General features: G+C 69.2%; 15 protein-coding genes. 2 read left to right on the top strand and 13 right to left on the bottom strand.

The window, feature by feature from the left end:
- Window positions 1-84: 84 nt before the first annotated feature.
- Entirely contained in the window at window positions 85-1257 is a 1173-nt protein-coding gene (locus SGR02S_RS09005; protein WP_082797058.1) for a fatty acid desaturase family protein, read from the bottom strand.
- Between the two features lie 118 nt (window positions 1258-1375).
- Here SGR02S_RS09005 and SGR02S_RS09000 point away from each other — a divergent pair, with 118 nt between their 5' ends.
- Window positions 1376-2545: a hypothetical protein gene (locus SGR02S_RS09000; protein ID WP_067108214.1), complete on the top strand. Its 1170-nt coding sequence runs from the start codon at window positions 1376-1378 to the stop codon at window positions 2543-2545.
- A gap of 10 nt (window positions 2546-2555) precedes the next feature.
- On the opposite strand, the gene SGR02S_RS08995 is transcribed toward SGR02S_RS09000, so the two are convergent.
- The 8 genes from SGR02S_RS08995 to SGR02S_RS08960 form a co-directional block, all read right to left on the bottom strand.
- On the bottom strand, window positions 2556-3419 hold the full coding sequence (locus SGR02S_RS08995) for a class I SAM-dependent methyltransferase (protein WP_067108212.1): 864 nt from the start codon (window positions 3417-3419) through the stop codon (window positions 2556-2558).
- A 35-nt stretch (window positions 3420-3454) separates the two neighbouring features.
- Window positions 3455-4225, bottom strand: coding sequence for an exodeoxyribonuclease III (gene xth / locus SGR02S_RS08990; RefSeq protein ID WP_067108210.1), 771 nt, complete (start codon window positions 4223-4225; stop codon window positions 3455-3457).
- A gap of 40 nt (window positions 4226-4265) precedes the next feature.
- On the bottom strand, window positions 4266-4607 hold the full coding sequence (erpA, locus tag SGR02S_RS08985) for an iron-sulfur cluster insertion protein ErpA (protein WP_067108208.1): 342 nt from the start codon (window positions 4605-4607) through the stop codon (window positions 4266-4268).
- An 87-nt stretch (window positions 4608-4694) separates the two neighbouring features.
- The gene (locus tag SGR02S_RS08980; protein ID WP_241942620.1) at window positions 4695-5333 is read right to left on the bottom strand and encodes a M23 family metallopeptidase; all 639 of its coding nucleotides are present in this window, start codon (window positions 5331-5333) and stop codon (window positions 4695-4697) included.
- A gap of 171 nt (window positions 5334-5504) precedes the next feature.
- The gene (locus SGR02S_RS08975; protein WP_174521644.1) at window positions 5505-6296 is read right to left on the bottom strand and encodes a ferritin-like domain-containing protein; all 792 of its coding nucleotides are present in this window, start codon (window positions 6294-6296) and stop codon (window positions 5505-5507) included.
- Window positions 6297-6329: 33 nt separating this feature from the next.
- Window positions 6330-6797, bottom strand: a complete 468-nt coding sequence (locus SGR02S_RS08970; protein WP_067108204.1) for a peroxiredoxin — start codon at window positions 6795-6797, stop codon at window positions 6330-6332.
- Window positions 6794-9499 carry a bifunctional [glutamine synthetase] adenylyltransferase/[glutamine synthetase]-adenylyl-L-tyrosine phosphorylase gene (locus SGR02S_RS08965; RefSeq protein ID WP_067108202.1) on the bottom strand — a complete coding sequence of 902 codons (2706 nt, stop codon included), beginning with the start codon at window positions 9497-9499 and terminating at the stop codon, window positions 6794-6796. Before SGR02S_RS08965 ends, SGR02S_RS08970 begins: the two co-directional genes overlap by 4 nt.
- Before the next feature lie 146 nt (window positions 9500-9645).
- Window positions 9646-10440 (bottom strand): response regulator, encoded by a 795-nt coding sequence (locus tag SGR02S_RS08960; protein ID WP_067108201.1) that lies wholly within the window; start codon window positions 10438-10440, stop codon window positions 9646-9648.
- A 195-nt stretch (window positions 10441-10635) separates the two neighbouring features.
- Here SGR02S_RS08960 and SGR02S_RS20045 point away from each other — a divergent pair, with 195 nt between their 5' ends.
- On the top strand, window positions 10636-10806 hold the full coding sequence (locus SGR02S_RS20045) for a NepR family anti-sigma factor (RefSeq protein WP_156483023.1): 171 nt from the start codon (window positions 10636-10638) through the stop codon (window positions 10804-10806).
- A 151-nt stretch (window positions 10807-10957) separates the two neighbouring features.
- Here the strand turns inward: SGR02S_RS20045 and SGR02S_RS08955 are convergent, their stop codons facing one another.
- The 4 genes from SGR02S_RS08955 to SGR02S_RS08940 are packed head-to-tail and all read right to left on the bottom strand — an operon-like array spanning window position 10958 to window position 16996.
- A complete protein-coding gene (locus tag SGR02S_RS08955; protein ID WP_067108200.1) occupies window positions 10958-11884 on the bottom strand; it encodes a D-alanyl-D-alanine carboxypeptidase family protein in 927 nt (308 codons plus the stop codon).
- A gap of 22 nt (window positions 11885-11906) precedes the next feature.
- Complete coding sequence (locus tag SGR02S_RS08950) at window positions 11907-13910, bottom strand: CapA family protein (protein WP_067108199.1); 2004 nt, start codon at window positions 13908-13910, stop codon at window positions 11907-11909.
- 21 nt (window positions 13911-13931) lie between these two features.
- Complete coding sequence (locus SGR02S_RS08945; protein ID WP_082797061.1) at window positions 13932-15677, bottom strand: gamma-glutamyltransferase family protein; 1746 nt, start codon at window positions 15675-15677, stop codon at window positions 13932-13934.
- A gap of 8 nt (window positions 15678-15685) precedes the next feature.
- On the bottom strand, window positions 15686-16996 hold the full coding sequence (locus tag SGR02S_RS08940; RefSeq protein ID WP_082797060.1) for a dicarboxylate/amino acid:cation symporter: 1311 nt from the start codon (window positions 16994-16996) through the stop codon (window positions 15686-15688).
- Window positions 16997-17107: the final 111 nt, after the last annotated feature.

Here is a 17107-nt window from a genome sequence, read left to right as displayed (position 1 = left end):
ATCCGGGGTCCGTTCACGCAGCGCTGAAAGAATGGATCCCGGATCAAGTCCGGGATGACGAACAGGGGCCCGAACCCGGAAATGCTATGCCGCCGCTCCGCTCTTCGCCGAACCCGCCACCAGATTCATCACCAGCTTCGGCAGGCTGCGATAGTTGGCCCGGTGATATTGAGAATCGGCGGGCAGCGCATCCTTCAGGCGGCGGTGCGCCTCGGGCAGCGCGTGATAGGGGACGCCCGGCAGCAGGTGGTGCAGCGCGTGATAGCGCAGGCCCACCGGCGCCCACAGTTCGGGCAGCAGGCCCGGCGGCGGGACGTTGACGCTGTCGAGGAACTGCGCGGTCACGGTCAGCACCGCGCCGTCATTTTCCCACAGATGCGCGACGAGGGTGCGGATCTGGTTGAGCACGATGCTCGCCGCGGCGATCCCGCCGAAGATCAGCAGCGCGCGCAGCGGCACCCAGCCGAAGATGCCCGCCGCGACCAGCAGCGTCGACCAGGCCCAGGCCCCGCCCTCCTGCCACGCCCATTGGCGGCGGAACTCGCCCTCAGGCGACTTGCGGCGGAACACCGGATTGATGATCAGGCCCGAATAGCGCTCGCGCACCACGCGGCGCAGCGGCGGGATCAGGAAGGACAGCGGCGTCAGCACCGCATAGCGGAAGACGAGCGCCAGCGGCGCAAAGGCCGCCGCGACGACGAACAGCGGCACCGTCCACGGCTTCATCAGCGCCAGCGGCAGATATTCGGGGTCTTCGACCGTGCCATATTTGGTGCGGTTGTGGTGCAGGCTGTGGATGCCTTCGTACATGAACGACGGGATCAGCAGCGGCACCCCGATCAGCAGGTTCCAGACGAGGCGGAAACCCGGCAGCGTCTGCTTGCGGATATGGGTGATCTCGTGGATGAAGCTGCCCGCGCGATAGAGGGCGAGCACCGCGACGAACGCCGCCGCGAGCATCCACGGCGTCGAGGGCGCAAGGATCGCCGCCGCGACGCCGGCGTAGCCGACAAAGGTCGAAGCGAGGAAATCGGCCCAATAGATGCGCGCGTTCGGCTGCACCAGGTCGCGCGTCAGTTCCGAGGCGGCGCGGATCATCGCCATGTCGTCGGCGATCGCCGACTTGGGCGCCCTGGCGGCATTCGCCGGCGTTCCCAGCGGGCCGGCATTCGCCGGCGCTTCCATCGGGCCGGCATTCGCCGGCGGGGGCGCGGGGGAGATCGCGATCCGATCGGCGGAAGGATTGATCGTCGTCATAACGCGGTCTTCACCATCTTTTCGTGGCAGCATGATGGCCGAATGCGGGTCGCCAGCGCCACGCCTATGCCTTATTGGCTCGCCAGACATATAGGCACCATCATCCGGGAAACCACCCATGAGCGCACATCCGGCCGGCCCGGTCACGATCCATCCCGTCGAGGGGAAGCACGACAAGCGCGAGTTCGTCGAGCTGGCCTTCCGCCTCAACCGCGGCGATCCGGCGTGGGTACCGCCGCTGAAGGGCGAGGTGTTCGCCCTGCTGACGCCGGGGAAGAATCCGTGGTTCGAGCACGGCAAGGCGCAATTCTTCCTCGCCCGGCGCGACGGACGGACGGTGGGGCGCATTTCGGCGCATATCGACTTCCTCGCACTCGAACAGCCCGCCGAGCAGGGCATGGGGCCCGGCACGGGCAACTGGGGCCTGATCGAGGCCGAGGATGCGGAAACCGCGCACGCGCTGATCGTCGCGGCAGAGGACTGGCTGCGCAGCCAGGGCATGCACCGCGCGCTCGGACCGCTGTCGATCTCGATCTGGGACGAACCCGGCCTGCTGGTCGAGGGCTTCGACACGCCGCCGACGATCATGCTCGGCCACAACAGCCCGCTCTATCGGGCGTGGATCGAGGCCGAGGGCTATCGCCCGGTCAAGAAGCTCATCAACTATGCGGTCGAGATCATCGATGGCTTTCCGCCGCTGGTGAACCGCATCGTCGCGGCGGGCGAACGGAACGAGCGCATCCGCATCCGCCGCGTCGACAAGCGCCGCTTCGATGCCGAGGCACGGCTGATCATGGGCATATTGAACGATGCCTGGTCGGACAATTGGGGGTTCGTGCCGCTGACCGACAGCGAGATCGCCTATATCGGCAAGAAGCTGAAGGACATCGTGTTCGAGGACCTGATCCGCGTCGCAGAGGTCGACGGCGAGGCCGTGGCCTTCATGATCGTGCTGCCGAACATCAACGAACTGCTGATCGACATGGACGGCTCGCTCCTGCCCTTCAACTGGGCCCGGCTGCTCTGGTGGCTGCGGAAACCGAAGAGCCGCCGGCTGCGCGTGCCGCTGATGGGGGTGGTCAAGCGGCTCCAGAACAGCCGCATGGCGAGCACCCTCGCCTTCATGATGATCGAATATATCCGCCGCGACGGCGTCGCGCATTATGGCGCGCAGCAGGGCGACATCGGCTGGGTGCTCGACGACAATCAGGGGATGAACGCGGTCGCCGAGGCGATCGACGCGACCGTCAACCGCGTCTATCAGCTCTACGACAAGCCGCTGGCCTGACGCCGCGCGGTCAGGCGGCGGGATTGCGCGCGGTGACGATCCACGCGGCGCCGTCGATCAGCACCGACTCCTCGCCCGGCCGTTCCGCGAAGGCCGCCCGCACCGCGTCCGCCGCCTGCGCGCGAATCGTGTCGGGCTGATCGGCGAGCGCGCGCGACAAGGGGCCGACCTGGAACGCCATCTCGACCGCATCGTCGAGCGCCGCCGCGCGCGTGGCGCCGCGGCCGAAGGGGACGAGATGGTCGAACGGCGCGAGGGCGATGTCGACGAAGCCCGCATCTTTCAGGATGCGCTCGACGCGGCCGCGGTCGCCGAAGGAGAAGGGGCCGGGCGCCTCCGGATCGGACGGCGGAGGCGGCGTCACGATGTCGCGGATCGCGCCCATCGGCAGGCGCACCCAGTCGTTCTCGGCCGCCGTCCGCCAGCAGACGAAGGCGAGCCGTCCGCCGGACTTCAATGCGCCGCGCATATGCGCGAACGCTGCCGCGGGGTCGTCGAAGAACATCACGCCGAAGCGCGAGAAGAGCAGATCGAACGCCCGTTCGGGCACGGCGGCGCTGCCGGCATCGGCGATCTCGAAGGTAACCGGTGCACGCGGCGGTACGCAGGCGCGGGCGCGGGCGATCAGCGGCTCCGAAATATCGACGCCCAGCACCCGCCCCTGCTCCCCGACGCGCGCGGCGAGCGCGAAGCTCGTCGTTCCGGCGCCGCAGCCGATGTCGAGCACCTGCTCGCCGGGACGAGGCGCCGCCGCCGCGATCGCCGCGTCGCCGAAGGCCGCGAGCATATGGTCGAGCCGCGCCTGGTTGGCGACCCAGCGCTCGCCGCTTGGACCGTTCCAGTCGGCGACCTGATAGCTGTTCTTCGCGGTCATTCCGATCTCCTTGCCGCCGTGTCGGGGTGATGCTTCTATCGGAACAGCGCCCAGGTCGGCGCGTGGTCGCTGGCTTTCTCGCGCCCGCGATAATCCTTGTCGACCTGCGCGTCGACCAGCCGGTCGGCCATCGCGGGGCTGAGCAGCAGATGGTCGATGCGGAAGCCATGATCGCGCTGCCAGCCGCCCGCCTGATAATCCCAGAAGGTCCAGACGTGCCCCGCGGGGTGGCGGCTGCGCAACGCGTCGGTCCAGCCGTCGCCGAGGATACGGAACCAGGCATCGCGCGAATCGGGCTGCATCAGCGCGTCGTGCGCCATCGCGTGCGGGTCCCACACATCGTCGTCGTGCGGAATGACATTGTAGTCGCCAGCGAGCACGGTCGGAATCTCGGCCGCCAGCAGCGTCTTCGCCCGCTCGCGCAGCCGCGCCATCCAGCGCAGCTTGTAATCGAATTTCGGTCCCGGCTGCGGATTGCCGTTGGGCAGGTAGATCGACGCGACGCGCACGCCGCCGACGTCGGCCTCCAGATAGCGCGACTGCTCATCCTCTTCCTCGCCCGCGAGACCGCGCTGGACCTCGACCGGCTGCGTGCCGCGCGCGAGGACCGCGACGCCGTTGAACCCCTTCTGCCCATGATAGAGCGCGCCATAGCCCGCGCCCTCGATCTCCGCCGTCGGGATCGTCTCGTCGCTCGATTTCAGTTCCTGAAGGCAGACGATGTCGGGCTGCGTTTCGTCCAGCCATTCGACGAGGCGCGGCAACCGCGCCTTGATTCCGTTGATGTTGAAGGTTGCGATCTTCATCGCGCCGCTATGGCAGGAAGCCGGTCGCTTAGAAAGGGCCTCAGACCGAGAAGCTCGACCCGCAACCGCAGCCCGAGGCGGCGTTGGGATTCTCGACCTTGAACGACGATCCGCCCAGCGAATCGACGAAATCGACGGTGCAGCCGCGAATCAGGTCGATGCTCACCGGGTCGACGACCAGCTTCACCCCGTCGGTTTCGGTCACGACGTCATCGGCCTCGATGCTGTCGGCGAGGCCGAAGCGATAGGTGAAGCCCGAGCAGCCGCCGCCGTCGACGGCGAGGCGAAGCGCGGGGAGCGCGCCCGCCTTGCGTTCGGCGATCCAGCGGATGCGCGCCGCGGCGGCGGGCGACAGGGTGATATCGGACAGGGTCGAGGCCATATCGGCAAGATAGGATGTTCGGCGCAAATGAAAAGGGCGCCGCGACCTTATGGCCAGCGGGCGCCCCTCCTCTCCGACCCATGAAATTCAGTCTTCGGGACCACCCATCGCAAGATGGTCGCCCGTCAGCGCGGCGATCGCCATCGAATCCGAACGGACGAAGGGCAGCGGATTGACCGGCGCGCCGTCGATGCGGACTTCATAATGCAGGTGGTTGCCGGTCGAGCGGCCCGTCGAGCCGACATAACCGACGATCTCGCCCTTCTTCACCTGCTGCCCGGGCTGGACGATGAAGGAGGACATGTGGCCGTAGCGCGTCTGGATCGCGTTGCCATGCTCGATCTCGACGTAATTGCCGTAACCGCCGAGGCGCTGGGCGCGGCCGACGATGCCGTCGGCGGTCGCATAAATGGGGGTGCCGTGGGGGGCGGGAATATCGATGCCGTTGTGGCGCGCGACGCGGCCGGTGATCGGATGGACCCGCATGCCGTAGGAGGAGGAAAGCGACATCTGCTCGATCGGGCGGCGCGACGGCACGGCGACGCCGATGCTCGCGGCCAGGCCGGTATCGAGGCGCTTCCACGCCTGAAAGAGCGCGCGTGCCTCACTGTCCTCGGCGGGGGCCGGAACGCCGGCGGTGAAGCTGTCGTCATCGGGTTCGTCGGGAACCACGATCCCCGCGTCGGCACCGGTTTCGGCGGCGTTCGCCGTTGCGGCCGTTCCCATCAGGGCTGCCGCACCAACAATCAGGCCATGGTGAAACTTTTGCGCCAGTGAAGCGTTCAGCACGTATCGACCCCGCATCTGTCCTGTCGCCAACGGTCAGGCCGCTGGTGCCGGTTGTTCTTGTGGATGGGATGCAATCCCTGCCCGCGAGGGGTTCTGCGTGGTCGATCCTTACGAAGCAATGACCGCGTAGTATTCTTGCGTTAAACCGGCATCGCGGCGCGCCGAGTCGTTGAACGGCGGCTTCAACACCCCCCGAAATCGCGATTTTACGAGGTTTTGCCACGTCGCCGCCGGTCCGAATCCCCGTTCGGCGCACAGCCAGTTGAACCAGCGCGTGCCCGCCGACACGTGGCGAATCTCGTCGGTATAGATGCGCGACAGGATGCGCGCCGACGCCGTGTCCCCGGCGCCGCGGAACCGGTCGATCGTGGCGGGGGTGACGTCGAGGCCGCGCGCTTCGAGCACCATCGGCACGATCGCGAGCCGCGCCAGCGCGTCGTCGGCGGTCGCCTCCGCCGCCTCCCACAGCCCGGCGTGCGCGGGCAGCGCGCCATAATGGCTGCCGAGGCCGGCAAGGCGCCGGTCGAGCAGCGCGAAATGCATCGCTTCGTCGGCAGCGACGCCGATCCAGTCGTCGACGAAGCCGCGCGGAAACGCGCCGCCGAAGCGCCCGACCAGATCGACGGCAAGGTCGATCGCGATGAATTCGATATGCGCGAGCGCGTGCAGCATCGCGATGCGGCCGCGTTCCGACCCGCCGCCGCGGCGGCGCGGCATCCGGCCGGGCGCCAGCAGTTCAGGCCTTTCGGGCCACGCCGGCCGGTCGGGCATCGCGACGTCGCAGCGATGGACGAGCTCTCCGCGCCGCCAGGCCCGGGCGAACCCCCGCGCCGCGCGGCGCTTGGCGTGCGGGTCCGCGGTCAGCAGCACCGCGCGCGCGGCCTCGCCCAGCGTGGTCACGTCCTCAATTCCGTCCGGTCGCGCGAAAGGCGGTCACAGCGCCTTCGCCGCCTCCAGCACCGCGTCGGCATGGCCCTTGACGCGCACCTTGCGCCAGACCTTCGCCAGCTTGCCGTCGGCGCCGAACACGAAGGTCGATCGCTCGATCCCCATATAGGTGCGGCCGTAATTCTGTTTCTCGACCCAGGTGCCGAAGGCTTCGCACACCGCGCCGTCTTCGTCCGAAGCCAGCCGGACGGTCAGCCCGTATTTGTCGCGGAACTTGCACAGCTTCGCCGGCGCGTCGCGCGACACGGCCAGCACCTGCGCGTTCAGATGCGCGAAATCGGGGGCGAGGCGGGTGAAGTCCTGCGCTTCGGTCGTGCAACCCGGCGTGTCGGCCTTGGGATAGAAATAGACGACCAGCGGCGCGCCTTTCAGACGGGCGAGGTCGATGGTCGCGCCGTCGGCACCGGCCAGCGTCACGGGCGGGATCGCATCGCCGATCGAAAGTCCGCTCATCCTTGCTTCTCCTGCTGCGGGGGCCGAATCGAGGCCCACCAGTCGGCCACCTCCTGCCGTGCCGCGTCATGCGCGGCAAGCAGTTGCGGCCAGCCCGGCTCGCCGCAGGCGCTGGCGACGAGCTGGCGCGCGGCGGCGGCCGGCGGCTCGCCCGCGGGGGCGGTGAGGCGCAGCATCACCAGCATCCGCGCGAGCAGGTCGTGCGCCGCACCGATCCCCTCCGGCGCCAGTCCCGCCGCCGTCAGGCAGGCGAGCGCCTCGCCGATGCGGGGATCGTGGCAGCGGCCGCCGGCAAGCTGCGCCACCTGCATCGCGAATTCCAGGTCGACGAGTCCGCCCGGCCCGCCCTTGATATCGAGCGATCCGGCGGGCGGCTTGTGCGCGGCGATCTTGTCGCGCATCCCGGCGGCATCGCGCGCGACATCTTCCGGGTCGTGCGGGCTTGCCAGCACCTCGGCGACGACGCGCTCGACCGCGGCGCGCGCGGCGTCCGAGCCATAGACCGGCCGCGCGCGGAGCAGCGCCATATGCTCCCACGTCCACGCCTCTTCGCGCTGATAGCGCTCGAAGCTGTCGACGGTGACGACGAGCGGCCCCTGCGCGCCCTGCGGCCGCAGCCGCGTATCGACGTCATAGAGCTTACCCGCCGCGGTCGGCACCGACAGCGCTGCGGTCACGCGCTGCGCGAGCCGATTGTAATAGGTCGTCGCGCCGAGCGGGCGTGGCCCGTCCGATTCGGCGAGATGGTCGCCGGTGAACAGATAGATGAGGTCGAGGTCGGATGCATGCGTCAGCGCCCGCCCGCCAAGCCGGCCGAGCGCGAGCACCACCAGTTCGCTGTCGGGGACGCGCCCGTGCGCGGCGACGAATTCGGCGACCGTCGCGTCGGCCAGCACCTGCAGCGCCGCTTCGGCCAGGTCGGCATAACCGCGCGCGGCGGCGAGCGGATCGGCCGATCCGGCGATCAGTTGCACTCCATAGGCGAAGCGCCGTTCGCCGACGCGGTCGCGCACCCGGTCGAGCAGCCGCTCGTAATCGAGTCCCGCCAGCCCCGGCGCCCATTCGGCGAGCAGCCCGTCCTTGTCCATCGGCGCCTCGAACGCGCGCTTGTCGATCAATCCCTCGATCAGTTCGACGCGCGCGGCGAGCGCATCGGCGAGCGTCGGGGCGAGCGACAGGATGCGCGTCGCGACCCGCGCCAGCGCCGGCTGCGCGGCGAGCAGGTGAAAGAAGTTGATCGCACTCGGCAGGCCCGACACCAGCGTGTCGAACCGGCGCAGCGTCGCGTCGGGGTCGGGCGCGGCGCCCAGCGCCCCGACCAGTTCGGGCAGCGCCGTTTCGAGCGCTTCGAGCGCCGCCGGGCTGCGCAGCGCGCGCAGCTTGCCGCTGCGCCATTCGGCGATCGTCCGCAGCGCGGCATCGGGCGGGTCGAACCCCGCAGCCGCCAGCGCCGCCGCCAGTTCGCCGTCGTCGCGCGGCAGGCCGCCCGGCGCCGCGCGCTCGGCGACGAGGCGATCGTAGACGGCGCCGACATCGGCGACGACGGGTTCGAGCGCGGCAAGCAGCGCCGCGCCGTCGGCCAGCCCGTCGAGCCGCGCCACGCCGTCGAGCGCGGCGGGCTGCACCGGCAGGCTGTGCGTCTGCTGATCCTCGACCATCTGGAGCCGGTGCTCGATCCGCCGCAGCACCGCATAATGGCCGGTCAGCCGCTCCGCGACGTCGGGGGCGACCCGGCCGGCGCGGGCAAGCGCGGCGAGCGCGTCGACCGTGGCAGGCACGCGCAGCGACGGATCGCGACCGCCATAGATCAGCTGGTGAACCTGCGCGAAGAACTCGATCTCGCGAATCCCGCCCTGCCCGCGCTTGAGGTCGTAGCCGGGGCCGAGTGCCTGTCCCTGCGCGAAATGGTCGCGGATGCGGTCGCTCATCGCGCCGATTTCGCGCAGCTGCCGGAAATCAAGGCTGCGCCGCCAGATGAAGGGCTGGATCGCGGCGAGGAAGCGCTCGCCGAGCGCACGATCGCCCGCCGAGGCGCGCGAGCGGATGAACGCCGCCTGCTCCCACGCCAGCGCCTGCGATTCATAATAGGAGATGGCGGTGCTTTCGGGCAGCACGATCGGCGTCACCTCCGGATGCGGGCGCAGCCGCAGGTCGACGCGCAGCACATGGCCGTCGGCGGTGCGCGCCGACAAGATCTCGACCATCCGCCGCGCGATGCGCACCGCCGCTTCGTCGGGATCGTCGCGCGACCGGCGCGGCAGCGTCGCGGGGTCGAAGATCAGGATCGGGTCGATGTCGGAGGAATAGTTGAGTTCGTGGCTGCCGAGCTTGCCGAGCGCTATCACCGCCAGCCCGCGCGGCGCCTCGTCGGGGACGCGCTCGGCAAAGGCGGCGGCGAGCGCGGCGTCGCAGGCCGTATCGGCAAAGGCGGTCAGGTGCCGCGTCGTCGCCGCGACGTCATGCTCGCCCGACAGGTCGCCGAGCGCGAGCAGCAGCGCGATCCGCCCGCGCCACTGGCGCAGGCCGCGCATGATATCCTCGCCGGGCGCCGGCGGCGCGACCCGCGCGAGCGCGGCGTCGGTCCCCTCGTCCAGGAAACGGGCGACGTCGTCGGGGTTGATCTCGGCGAGCCGGGCAAGGAAAGGCGCGTTGGCGGTCAGCCGGTCGAGCGCCGACTGGCGGGAGGCGGACGGTGCGGTCATCGTCCGCCGCTATCACCCGCGCCGCGATCCTTTACAAGACGCACGGAATCCCGGCCGCGAGCGATTCCTCAGCCTTTGGCATTTCCGCGAACGCAGGAATGACAGGATCGGGAGAGACCCGACCTCCCTTCCCCCTCGAGATGGCGTCAGGCCGGAACCGTGCTTTCGTCGAAGAACAGCACCTGCGAGATGGCGGCGCGCAGCGTCGCGGGCTGATAGGGCTTGGTGAGCAGGAAGGCGGGCTCGGGCCTGTCGCCGGTCAGCAGCCGTTCGGGAAAGGCGGTGATGAAGATGACCGGCACGTTCATCCCGGTGAGGATTTCCTGCACCGCTTCGATCCCCGAACTGTTGTCGGCGAGTTGGATGTCGGCGAGCACGAGACCGGGGCGGTGCTCCTGCGCCTCGGCGACCGCCTCGGCATGGGTGGTCGCGACCGCGACGACTTCGTGTCCCAGGTCGCGCACGATCATCTCGATATCCATCGCGATGATCGGCTCGTCCTCGATGATCAGGATGCGCGCGCGGGTCTGGCGGTCGATCTCTTCCATCGCGTCGGCGATCAGCGCCTCGACCGCGGCGGTATCGCGGCCGATGATCCGGCCGGTTTCGGCGGTGCTGAAACCCTCGACCGCGGTGAGCAGCAGCGCCTGCCGCGCGAGCGAGGGAATCCGGCTGAGGCGCGCGTCGGCGATTGCCAGATCGGACGCAGCGTCGGGGTCGGGTGCGGCCGCCTGTTCGGCGGCGAGCCCGAAATTGTCATGGACCATGCGATAGAGCTGGATTCGCAGCTCGCCCGCGGGATCGACCGCATCGGGATGCGCGACGAGCGATTCGAGCAGCCCCGCGACCAGCGCGTCGCCGGCCTGCTGGCTTCCCGAAATCGCCCGGCCATAACGTCTCAGATAGGGAAGATGCGGTGCGATAGCCTGGCCCAGCGACATAGAGTATCTCCTGTAGCGGGCTGAAACCCGCAGAAAAGCGGGCGAACAGCGCAAAATGACGCCGTCCGCCGAATTATTTCACCACATGGGAACGATTTAGCCCTAATTTGGTTTCCAAGGGAAGGAAAACGCGCCATTGCAGTTTGATGAACGCGCGGTTAGCAAAAGGCCCCATGTCCAGCGGATGCATCGACAATGTCGTCTGAACCCGGCGTAGCGCCCAAGAAAACGGCCGGGAAAGACACCGGAAGGAAAATCCCCAGGAAAGCGCAGGACGTGAACATCGCCCTGCGCCGGGCTTATGAGTCCGCGGTCGACGAAACGATTCCGCAATCGATGATGGACCTGCTCGACAAGCTCGACTGACAGCGGCCGCGCCGCATTTCCCCTTTTGACCAGCTTATAGCATTTGGTCCCCGACTTTCGCCGGGGACCGTGCCTGTTTCAAGATTATGCTCTCCGCCGACAGGAGGCCTAAGCCCGTCTCCTCAGATCGGGCAGGCGTCGGACGACGCGCTCATTTCACCGTGCGGCCGGTCACGGATTTCAGCACTTTCAGCGTGTCGTTATAGCGGTCGGCACTGGTCCGGCTGCCCAGCACCGCGACGTGGTAGCGGCGCCCGTCGATACTGACCTCGGTCAGCAGACAGGAGTGGGCGCTGCGATTGGAGCCGGTCTTGATCCCGGCGACGCCCGGACGGCCGAGCAGTTCGTTGGTGTTGTGCCAAGCGACGCGGCGTTCGGCACCCGACGCGGTCCGCGCCATGGTTTCATGCTCGCGCGTGCCGACGACCTGGCGCACCAGCGGATTCGCCATCGCGGCCCGGGCGAGGATCAACTGGTCGCGCGCGCTGCTCGTCCGGCGATCGGGATCGAGCGCATCGCCGAAGGCCGAACTGTAGCGCGTCTGGGTCATGCCGAGCGCCCGTGCCCTCCGATTCATCGCCGCGACGAAGGCCTTGTAGGCCAAGGCGGGAGTCGCATCCACTCCCGCCGCCACCATCGGCGCACCGAAATGAATCGCCAGCATATATCCGGCGTCGTTCCCCGACGGCAACATCAGGCCGTAAAGCGCCTCACGCACGCTGATCCGTTCCCCGGCGGCAAGCCCGGTCTTGGTCCCGCCGATCGCCACCGCGCGTTCGGCAAAGCTCAGTTCCTCGTCGAGGATGGCGGGCCGCGCGGCGGCCATTTCGGTGACGACGAGCAGCGTCATCAGCTTGGTGACGCTCGCGATGTTCGAGGGCCGCTCCAACTCATGCGACGCCAGCACCTCGCCCGTTTCGGCATCGGCGACCGCCCAGGCCGCGGCGGTCACGCCCTCGACGGCAGCCGCTTCGGCGGCATGGGCGGCCGACGGGGCGAGCAGCGGACCGCTGGCCGCGACGAGCGCCGCCATCATCACCGGCCGACAGGCGAAGCGGATTACCGTGCGAATATCCATGATTCTTCTCCCCCTCGATTTTCTATTCGACCGCGGCCGCGTTGCCGCGCGAGCCATAGGATTGCCCCGGCGCATCGCCGCCCCAGGCGATCAGCGCCAGATCGTCGAGCAGCGCCCGCGACGTCCCCTCTATGCGCAGCAGCGGCCGCAGCGGCTGCGCGGGCGTATCCGCGCCGCGATCGAACTCGAAGCGGAACGGCTGCCAGCCGCCGGCCGCGATCCGCTGCGTTCCGGCGGACTGCCGCGGCGCATTGGCCAGCGCGCTGGTGCGCCCGCTGCCCTTGCGCTGTTCCTGGATCAGCAGTTCGAGCGTCGCCGGCGCGTCGAGCTTGACCCAGCCGGTGAAGGTCAGCCGGCGCTCGGCGACGGGCCGAAAGAAGATCTTGGGTCCGACCGTCGCGGCGCCCGCACCGGGAACCGACACGGCGAGCGCGGCCCGGCCCGCATGGGCATCGCGATCGAAATCGATCGCCCCGCCCTCGACGCTCCAGCTCCGATCGCGGGCGTCCCCGAAGCGCACCGCCTCGAAATCGCCGCGCGCCAGCAGGTCGTGGCCGGCCGCGATCGCATCGCCGCGACAGGCCGCTTCGGGCCGGTAAAGGTCGTAGCGAAAGACGTTGAGGCCGCTGCCGGCATCGGCGGCGCAGCGCTGCGGCGGCGCGAGCGGCGCCGAAGGCTGGATGACGCCGTGCCCCCCGACGATCCCGATCCGCGTCCCGCGTTCGGCCGACAGGTCGATGATCCGGCCGAGCACCGCCTGACGCATCCCGCCGACCGCCGGGACCGGGCGATAGTCGAGGATCTGGATCGGGACCATTTCGGCGCGGAACAGCCGGTCGCCGTCCATCCAGACGCGGAGCGCGAAGCTGGCATGCGTCTCGGGGAAACTCTGGTCGAAGAGGAAATTGCCGAGCGAATAGGCGATCAGGCGCCCCTTGTAGAGTTCAAGACCATGCGCGACGTGCGGATGATGCGAGACGACGAGCGCGGCGCCCGAATCGATCGCCAGCTTCATCCGCCGCTCGCTGATCGCGGTCGGACGGGCGCTATATTCGGTGCTGCCGTGATATTGGACGATCGGCGTGCGTCCCGCGGCGACCTCTCCGCGCACCGCCGCCTCGATGTTCGCGTCGCTGCCCAGCGCGGCACCGCCCTTGCCGCTTTCGGCGACCTGATTGGGCTCGACATTGCCTTTCCAGCCGACGAAGCCGAGCATCGACCAGGCGCGCCCGCCGACCGAGAGGCGCGCGGCCTTCAGCGCCTCCGTCTCGTCGCGGCCGGCGCCCGACCAGGGCATCCGCACCGCATCGAGCGCGGCAAGCGTCGAGGTGAGGCCGGGTTCGACATAGTCATAGACATGATTGTTGCCGAGCGTGACATAGTCGATACCCGCATCGACCAGCGCCCGCGCGGCGTCGCTGTGCGTGTAGAAGACGACCGACTTGCCCGGCGAATTGCCGAGGTCGCGCGTCGCCAGCACGGTTTCGAGATTGACCGAAGCCAGATCGGCGCCGGTGAAATAGGGCTTCATCGGATCGAGCAGCCGCGCCATGTCGGCGGCGCGGCTCGCCTCGCGGATCACCGTCGGCTCGCCGTCCAGCGGCTCCTCGAAGCGGCGCCCCATCATCACGTCGCCGCCGAAGAACATCTCGATACGCCCCGGCGCGCGGGCCACCGCCTCGACCGCCGGCAGGACGATGTTGCCATCGCCCGCGGCGACCTCGCTCGCCGCGAAGGTGGAGACGGCATCGAAGATGGCGGGGCCCTTCACGGTCAGCCGGTAGAGATCGGCTTCACCGATCCGGCCCGACAGGCTGCCGTCCGGCGCGACGCCGACAGGATCGCCGTTGATGCGGACGTCGAGCGCCGCCAGTTCGCCGGCGCCGCCGACGATCCGTACCTGTCCCTTGACCGTCTGCGCGACGGGCGCGGCGGTCGCCGCCGCCGGTGCGGCGACGGACGCCGTGCAATGGCTTGCGCCGAACGCCGCGATCAGGGCGAGGGCCGCCGATGCCAGAAACCGCATATGTCTTCCTTTCGCAGGGGATCAATGATGAAGCGGGAGGTCGATCGTGCGCGCGACGCCGTCCCGGCGGTGATCGGCCGCGCCCTCGAAACGGCCGTCGCGGATCAGGACGCCGTGCAGCCCCGAATCCTCGCCCGACCCGGCGCGCACCGCGACGCCGCGCGCCGCCATCGCCGCGCGCAGCGCGGGCGCGAAACGGCTTTCCTCTCCGGCAAAACCGGGCCCGCGCGCGACGAGATTGGGCAGCGCGAACGCCTGGTCGAGCGGCAGATGCCAGTCGATCGCGCCGATCAGCGCCTTCGACACATAGGCGAGGATCGCATTGCCGCCCGGCGAACCGATCGCACCAGCAAGGCGGCGGTCGCGGTCGAGGATGATCGTCGGGGTCATCGACGAACGCGGCCGCTTGCCCGGCGCGATGGCATTGGGGCCGCTGGGCACGAACGAGAAATCGGTCATCTGGTTGTTGAGGAAGAAGCCGTCGACCATGCGGCCCGAGCCGAAGAAGCTTTCGACCGTCGTCGTCATCGACACCGCATTGCCGTCGCCGTCGACGATCACGAAATGCGAGGTGCCCGGAACCTCGGCCGTCGCATCGATGCGCATCGCCGGCGCGCCCGGCGGATGCCCCGCCTCCGGCGCCGGGCCGGCGCGGTCGCCGATCAGCGCCGCGCGCGCCGCGACATAGGCGGGATCGAGCAGCCCCCGGACAGGCACGTTCGCAACGTCGCCGACATAGGCGTCGCGATCGGCATACATCAGCCGGCTCGCCTCGGCATATTTCACCCACGCCACCGGGTCGCCGGGGCCGCGCGCGGCGATGTCGGTGCGCTCGACCATCGCCATCAGCTGGAGCAGGCCCACCCCGCTCGAGGGCGGCGGCGGCACGCAGAGGAGATAGACGCGGTAGTTGCCGCACAGCGCCTGCCGCACGACGGGCCTGTAGGCGGCGAGGTCGGCCTCGGTCATGCTGCCGGCGAGCGTGCCCTCGTGCAGCCGCGCGACGATGCGCCGCGCGGTCTCGCCGCGATAGAGGGCATTCGGACCTTCCACCGCCAGACGGTGGACGAACGCCGCATAGGTAGGATTCTTCAGCGTGTCGCCGGCGCGGACCTTGCCGCCGTGCCCGTCGCTGAAATAGCGCAGGACGTCGGGAGCGTCCGCCTGCGGATAGGGGCCGTGGACGAAGCGTTCGAGCCGCTTCGTCACCGTGAAGCCTTCGCGCGCGACCCGCTCTGTCCCGCCGAACAGATCGGACCAGCCCAGCTTTCCGCGCGCCTTCTGCGCCATCGCGAGCATCGCGACCGCGCCGGGAACGCCGGTGGCGCGGCCGCTGAGCACGGCGGTCTGGAACGGAAGCGGCTTGCCGCCATCGTCCAGGAACATGTCGGGCGTGGCACCGGCGGGCGCGACCTCGCGCCCGTCATAGACGGTGACCGCCCTCGTTGCCGCGTCGTAATGGACCATGAAGGCGCCGCCGCCGAGACCCGAGCTTTGCGGTTCGACGAGCCCGAGCATCGCCTGGACGGCAACGGCCGCGTCGACCGCATTGCCGCCGCGCCGCAGCACGTCGAGGCCGGCCTCGACCGCGAGCGGGTGGGCGGCCGCCACGAACGCCTGCCGCGCCGCCTGCTCGCCCGCGGGCGATGCCGCCGATTGCGGCGGCGGCGACGCGGGCGCACAGGCCGCGAGCAGCGCCGCGGCGGCGAGGATCGAGCCGCGGATCATGGTGCCGAAAACGGTGCCGATCGGGCGGCGAAAGGGCATGATCGGCCTCATTCGTCGTCGGCGGAAAGATATTCGCGCACGTCCATTTCCTTTTCCCAGCGTGCGACGGCGGTGGCGATCGACAGGTCGGAGGTGACGTTGGGGATGGTGCGGATCATGTCGAGGATGCGGTCGAAGGGCAGGACGAAGCCGACGACGATCGCGGTCTGCTCCGGCGTGATGCCGATCGCATGAAGCACGGCCGCGAGCACGAAAAGCGATCCCGAGGGCACCGGCGCGACCCCCATCGCGACGATCGTCGTCGTGCCGGCGATGACGAGATAATCGGCGAGGCTCAGATCGACGCCGAATGCCTGCGCGGCGAAAAGCGTCAGCATCGCGACATACATGGCGGCGCCGTCCATGCCGATGGTCGCGCCGAGCGGCAGCACGGTCGAGGCGACCGGGGGCGATACGCCCAGGTTGCGTTCGGCGACGCGAATCGCGACAGGCAGCGTCGCGCTGCTCGACGAGGTCGAAAAGCCGACCATGATCGCATCGGCGATGCCGCGAAAGAAAGGTAGGGGCGGCAGCCAGGCGAGCAGCCGCACGACGATGCCGCCATGGATGACCAGCGTCACGATCGCCGATCCCACGACGACGCAGAGGCCGAGCTTGAGCACCGCGAGGAAGCTCGCCGGGCCCGTCGTGCCCATCACCACCGCGATCAGCGCGAAAACGCCGAAGGGCGCGGTTTCCATGACGAAGCCGACGATGCGCAGCATCACCTCCGCACCGCCTGCGAGCAGGTTGCGCACCGGTTCGGCCTCCTTGCCCGCGGCGATGACCCCCGCACCGACGAGGACGGCGAAGAAGATCACCGACAGCGTGGAGCCGTTCGCCATCGCGCCGATCGGGTTGTCGGGCACGATCTCCATGAACATGCGCGCCGTGTCCTGCGGCTCGGCGACGACGCGCGGAACCGCGCCGGCGAAACTCGCCCCCGCCCCCGGCGCGATCAGCGTCGCGACGATGAGGCCGGTCATCACCGCAAGCGCGGTGGTGAAGACATACATGCCGAGCGTTTTCACCCCGATGCTGCCGAGGCGCTTGGGATCGGCGAGCGCGGCGACGCCCGAAGCAATGGTCAGGAAGACGAGCGGAATGACCAGCATGCGGATCAACCGCACGAAAAGTTCGCCGATCCACGCGATCGAGGTCGCGTCCTCACCCCAGACGAGCCCGAGGATCGCGCCGAGGACGAGTGCGGCGAGGATGCGCTTCCACAGCGCAACGCCGAACCACCAGCCGCAGGCGCGGCGCAGCACCCCGGGCGATGCCTCCGTCGGTCGGGGGGCCGGCTGCGAAGTTTCCGTCATCTGTTCCATCCTTTGCGGCCCGCTCCCTTCATGGTCGTGCCGAGCGACCTCTTGTCATACCCTGTCACAAGTTCCCACCGTTCCCGCCCCAGTGGATCGGCGGGAACGGTG

The sequence above is a fragment of the Sphingopyxis granuli NBRC 100800 genome (assembly GCF_001591045.1).
In the GTDB taxonomy this organism is placed as follows: Bacteria; Pseudomonadota; Alphaproteobacteria; order Sphingomonadales; family Sphingomonadaceae; genus Sphingopyxis; species Sphingopyxis granuli.
Note: the sequence above shows the minus strand (reverse complement) of the source record. Positions and strands in the feature narration are given on the sequence as shown.

Bases quoted from the DNA above. Each gene is read 5' to 3' on its own strand.
- SGR02S_RS08995 (WP_067108212.1), bottom strand. From the start codon at position 3,419: ATGACCGCGAAGAACAGCTATCAGGTCGCCGACTGGAACGGTCCAAGC.
- SGR02S_RS08950 (WP_067108199.1), bottom strand. From the start codon at position 13,910: ATGCGGTTTCTGGCATCGGCGGCCCTCGCCCTGATCGCGGCGTTCGGC.
- SGR02S_RS08965 (WP_067108202.1), bottom strand. From the start codon at position 9,499: ATGACCGCACCGTCCGCCTCCCGCCAGTCGGCGCTCGACCGGCTGACC.
- SGR02S_RS08980 (WP_241942620.1), bottom strand. From the start codon at position 5,333: ATGGGAACGGCCGCAACGGCGAACGCCGCCGAAACCGGTGCCGACGCG.
- SGR02S_RS20045 (WP_156483023.1), top strand. From the start codon at position 10,636: ATGTCGTCTGAACCCGGCGTAGCGCCCAAGAAAACGGCCGGGAAAGAC.
- erpA (WP_067108208.1), bottom strand. From the start codon at position 4,607: ATGGCCTCGACCCTGTCCGATATCACCCTGTCGCCCGCCGCCGCGGCG.
- SGR02S_RS08955 (WP_067108200.1), bottom strand. From the start codon at position 11,884: ATGGATATTCGCACGGTAATCCGCTTCGCCTGTCGGCCGGTGATGATG.
- SGR02S_RS08940 (WP_082797060.1), bottom strand. From the start codon at position 16,996: ATGACGGAAACTTCGCAGCCGGCCCCCCGACCGACGGAGGCATCGCCC.
- SGR02S_RS08970 (WP_067108204.1), bottom strand. From the start codon at position 6,797: ATGAGCGGACTTTCGATCGGCGATGCGATCCCGCCCGTGACGCTGGCC.
- SGR02S_RS08945 (WP_082797061.1), bottom strand. From the start codon at position 15,677: ATGCCCTTTCGCCGCCCGATCGGCACCGTTTTCGGCACCATGATCCGC.
- SGR02S_RS08960 (WP_067108201.1), bottom strand. From the start codon at position 10,440: ATGTCGCTGGGCCAGGCTATCGCACCGCATCTTCCCTATCTGAGACGT.
- SGR02S_RS09005 (WP_082797058.1), bottom strand. From the start codon at position 1,257: ATGACGACGATCAATCCTTCCGCCGATCGGATCGCGATCTCCCCCGCG.
- SGR02S_RS09000 (WP_067108214.1), top strand. From the start codon at position 1,376: ATGAGCGCACATCCGGCCGGCCCGGTCACGATCCATCCCGTCGAGGGG.
- xth (WP_067108210.1), bottom strand. From the start codon at position 4,225: ATGAAGATCGCAACCTTCAACATCAACGGAATCAAGGCGCGGTTGCCG.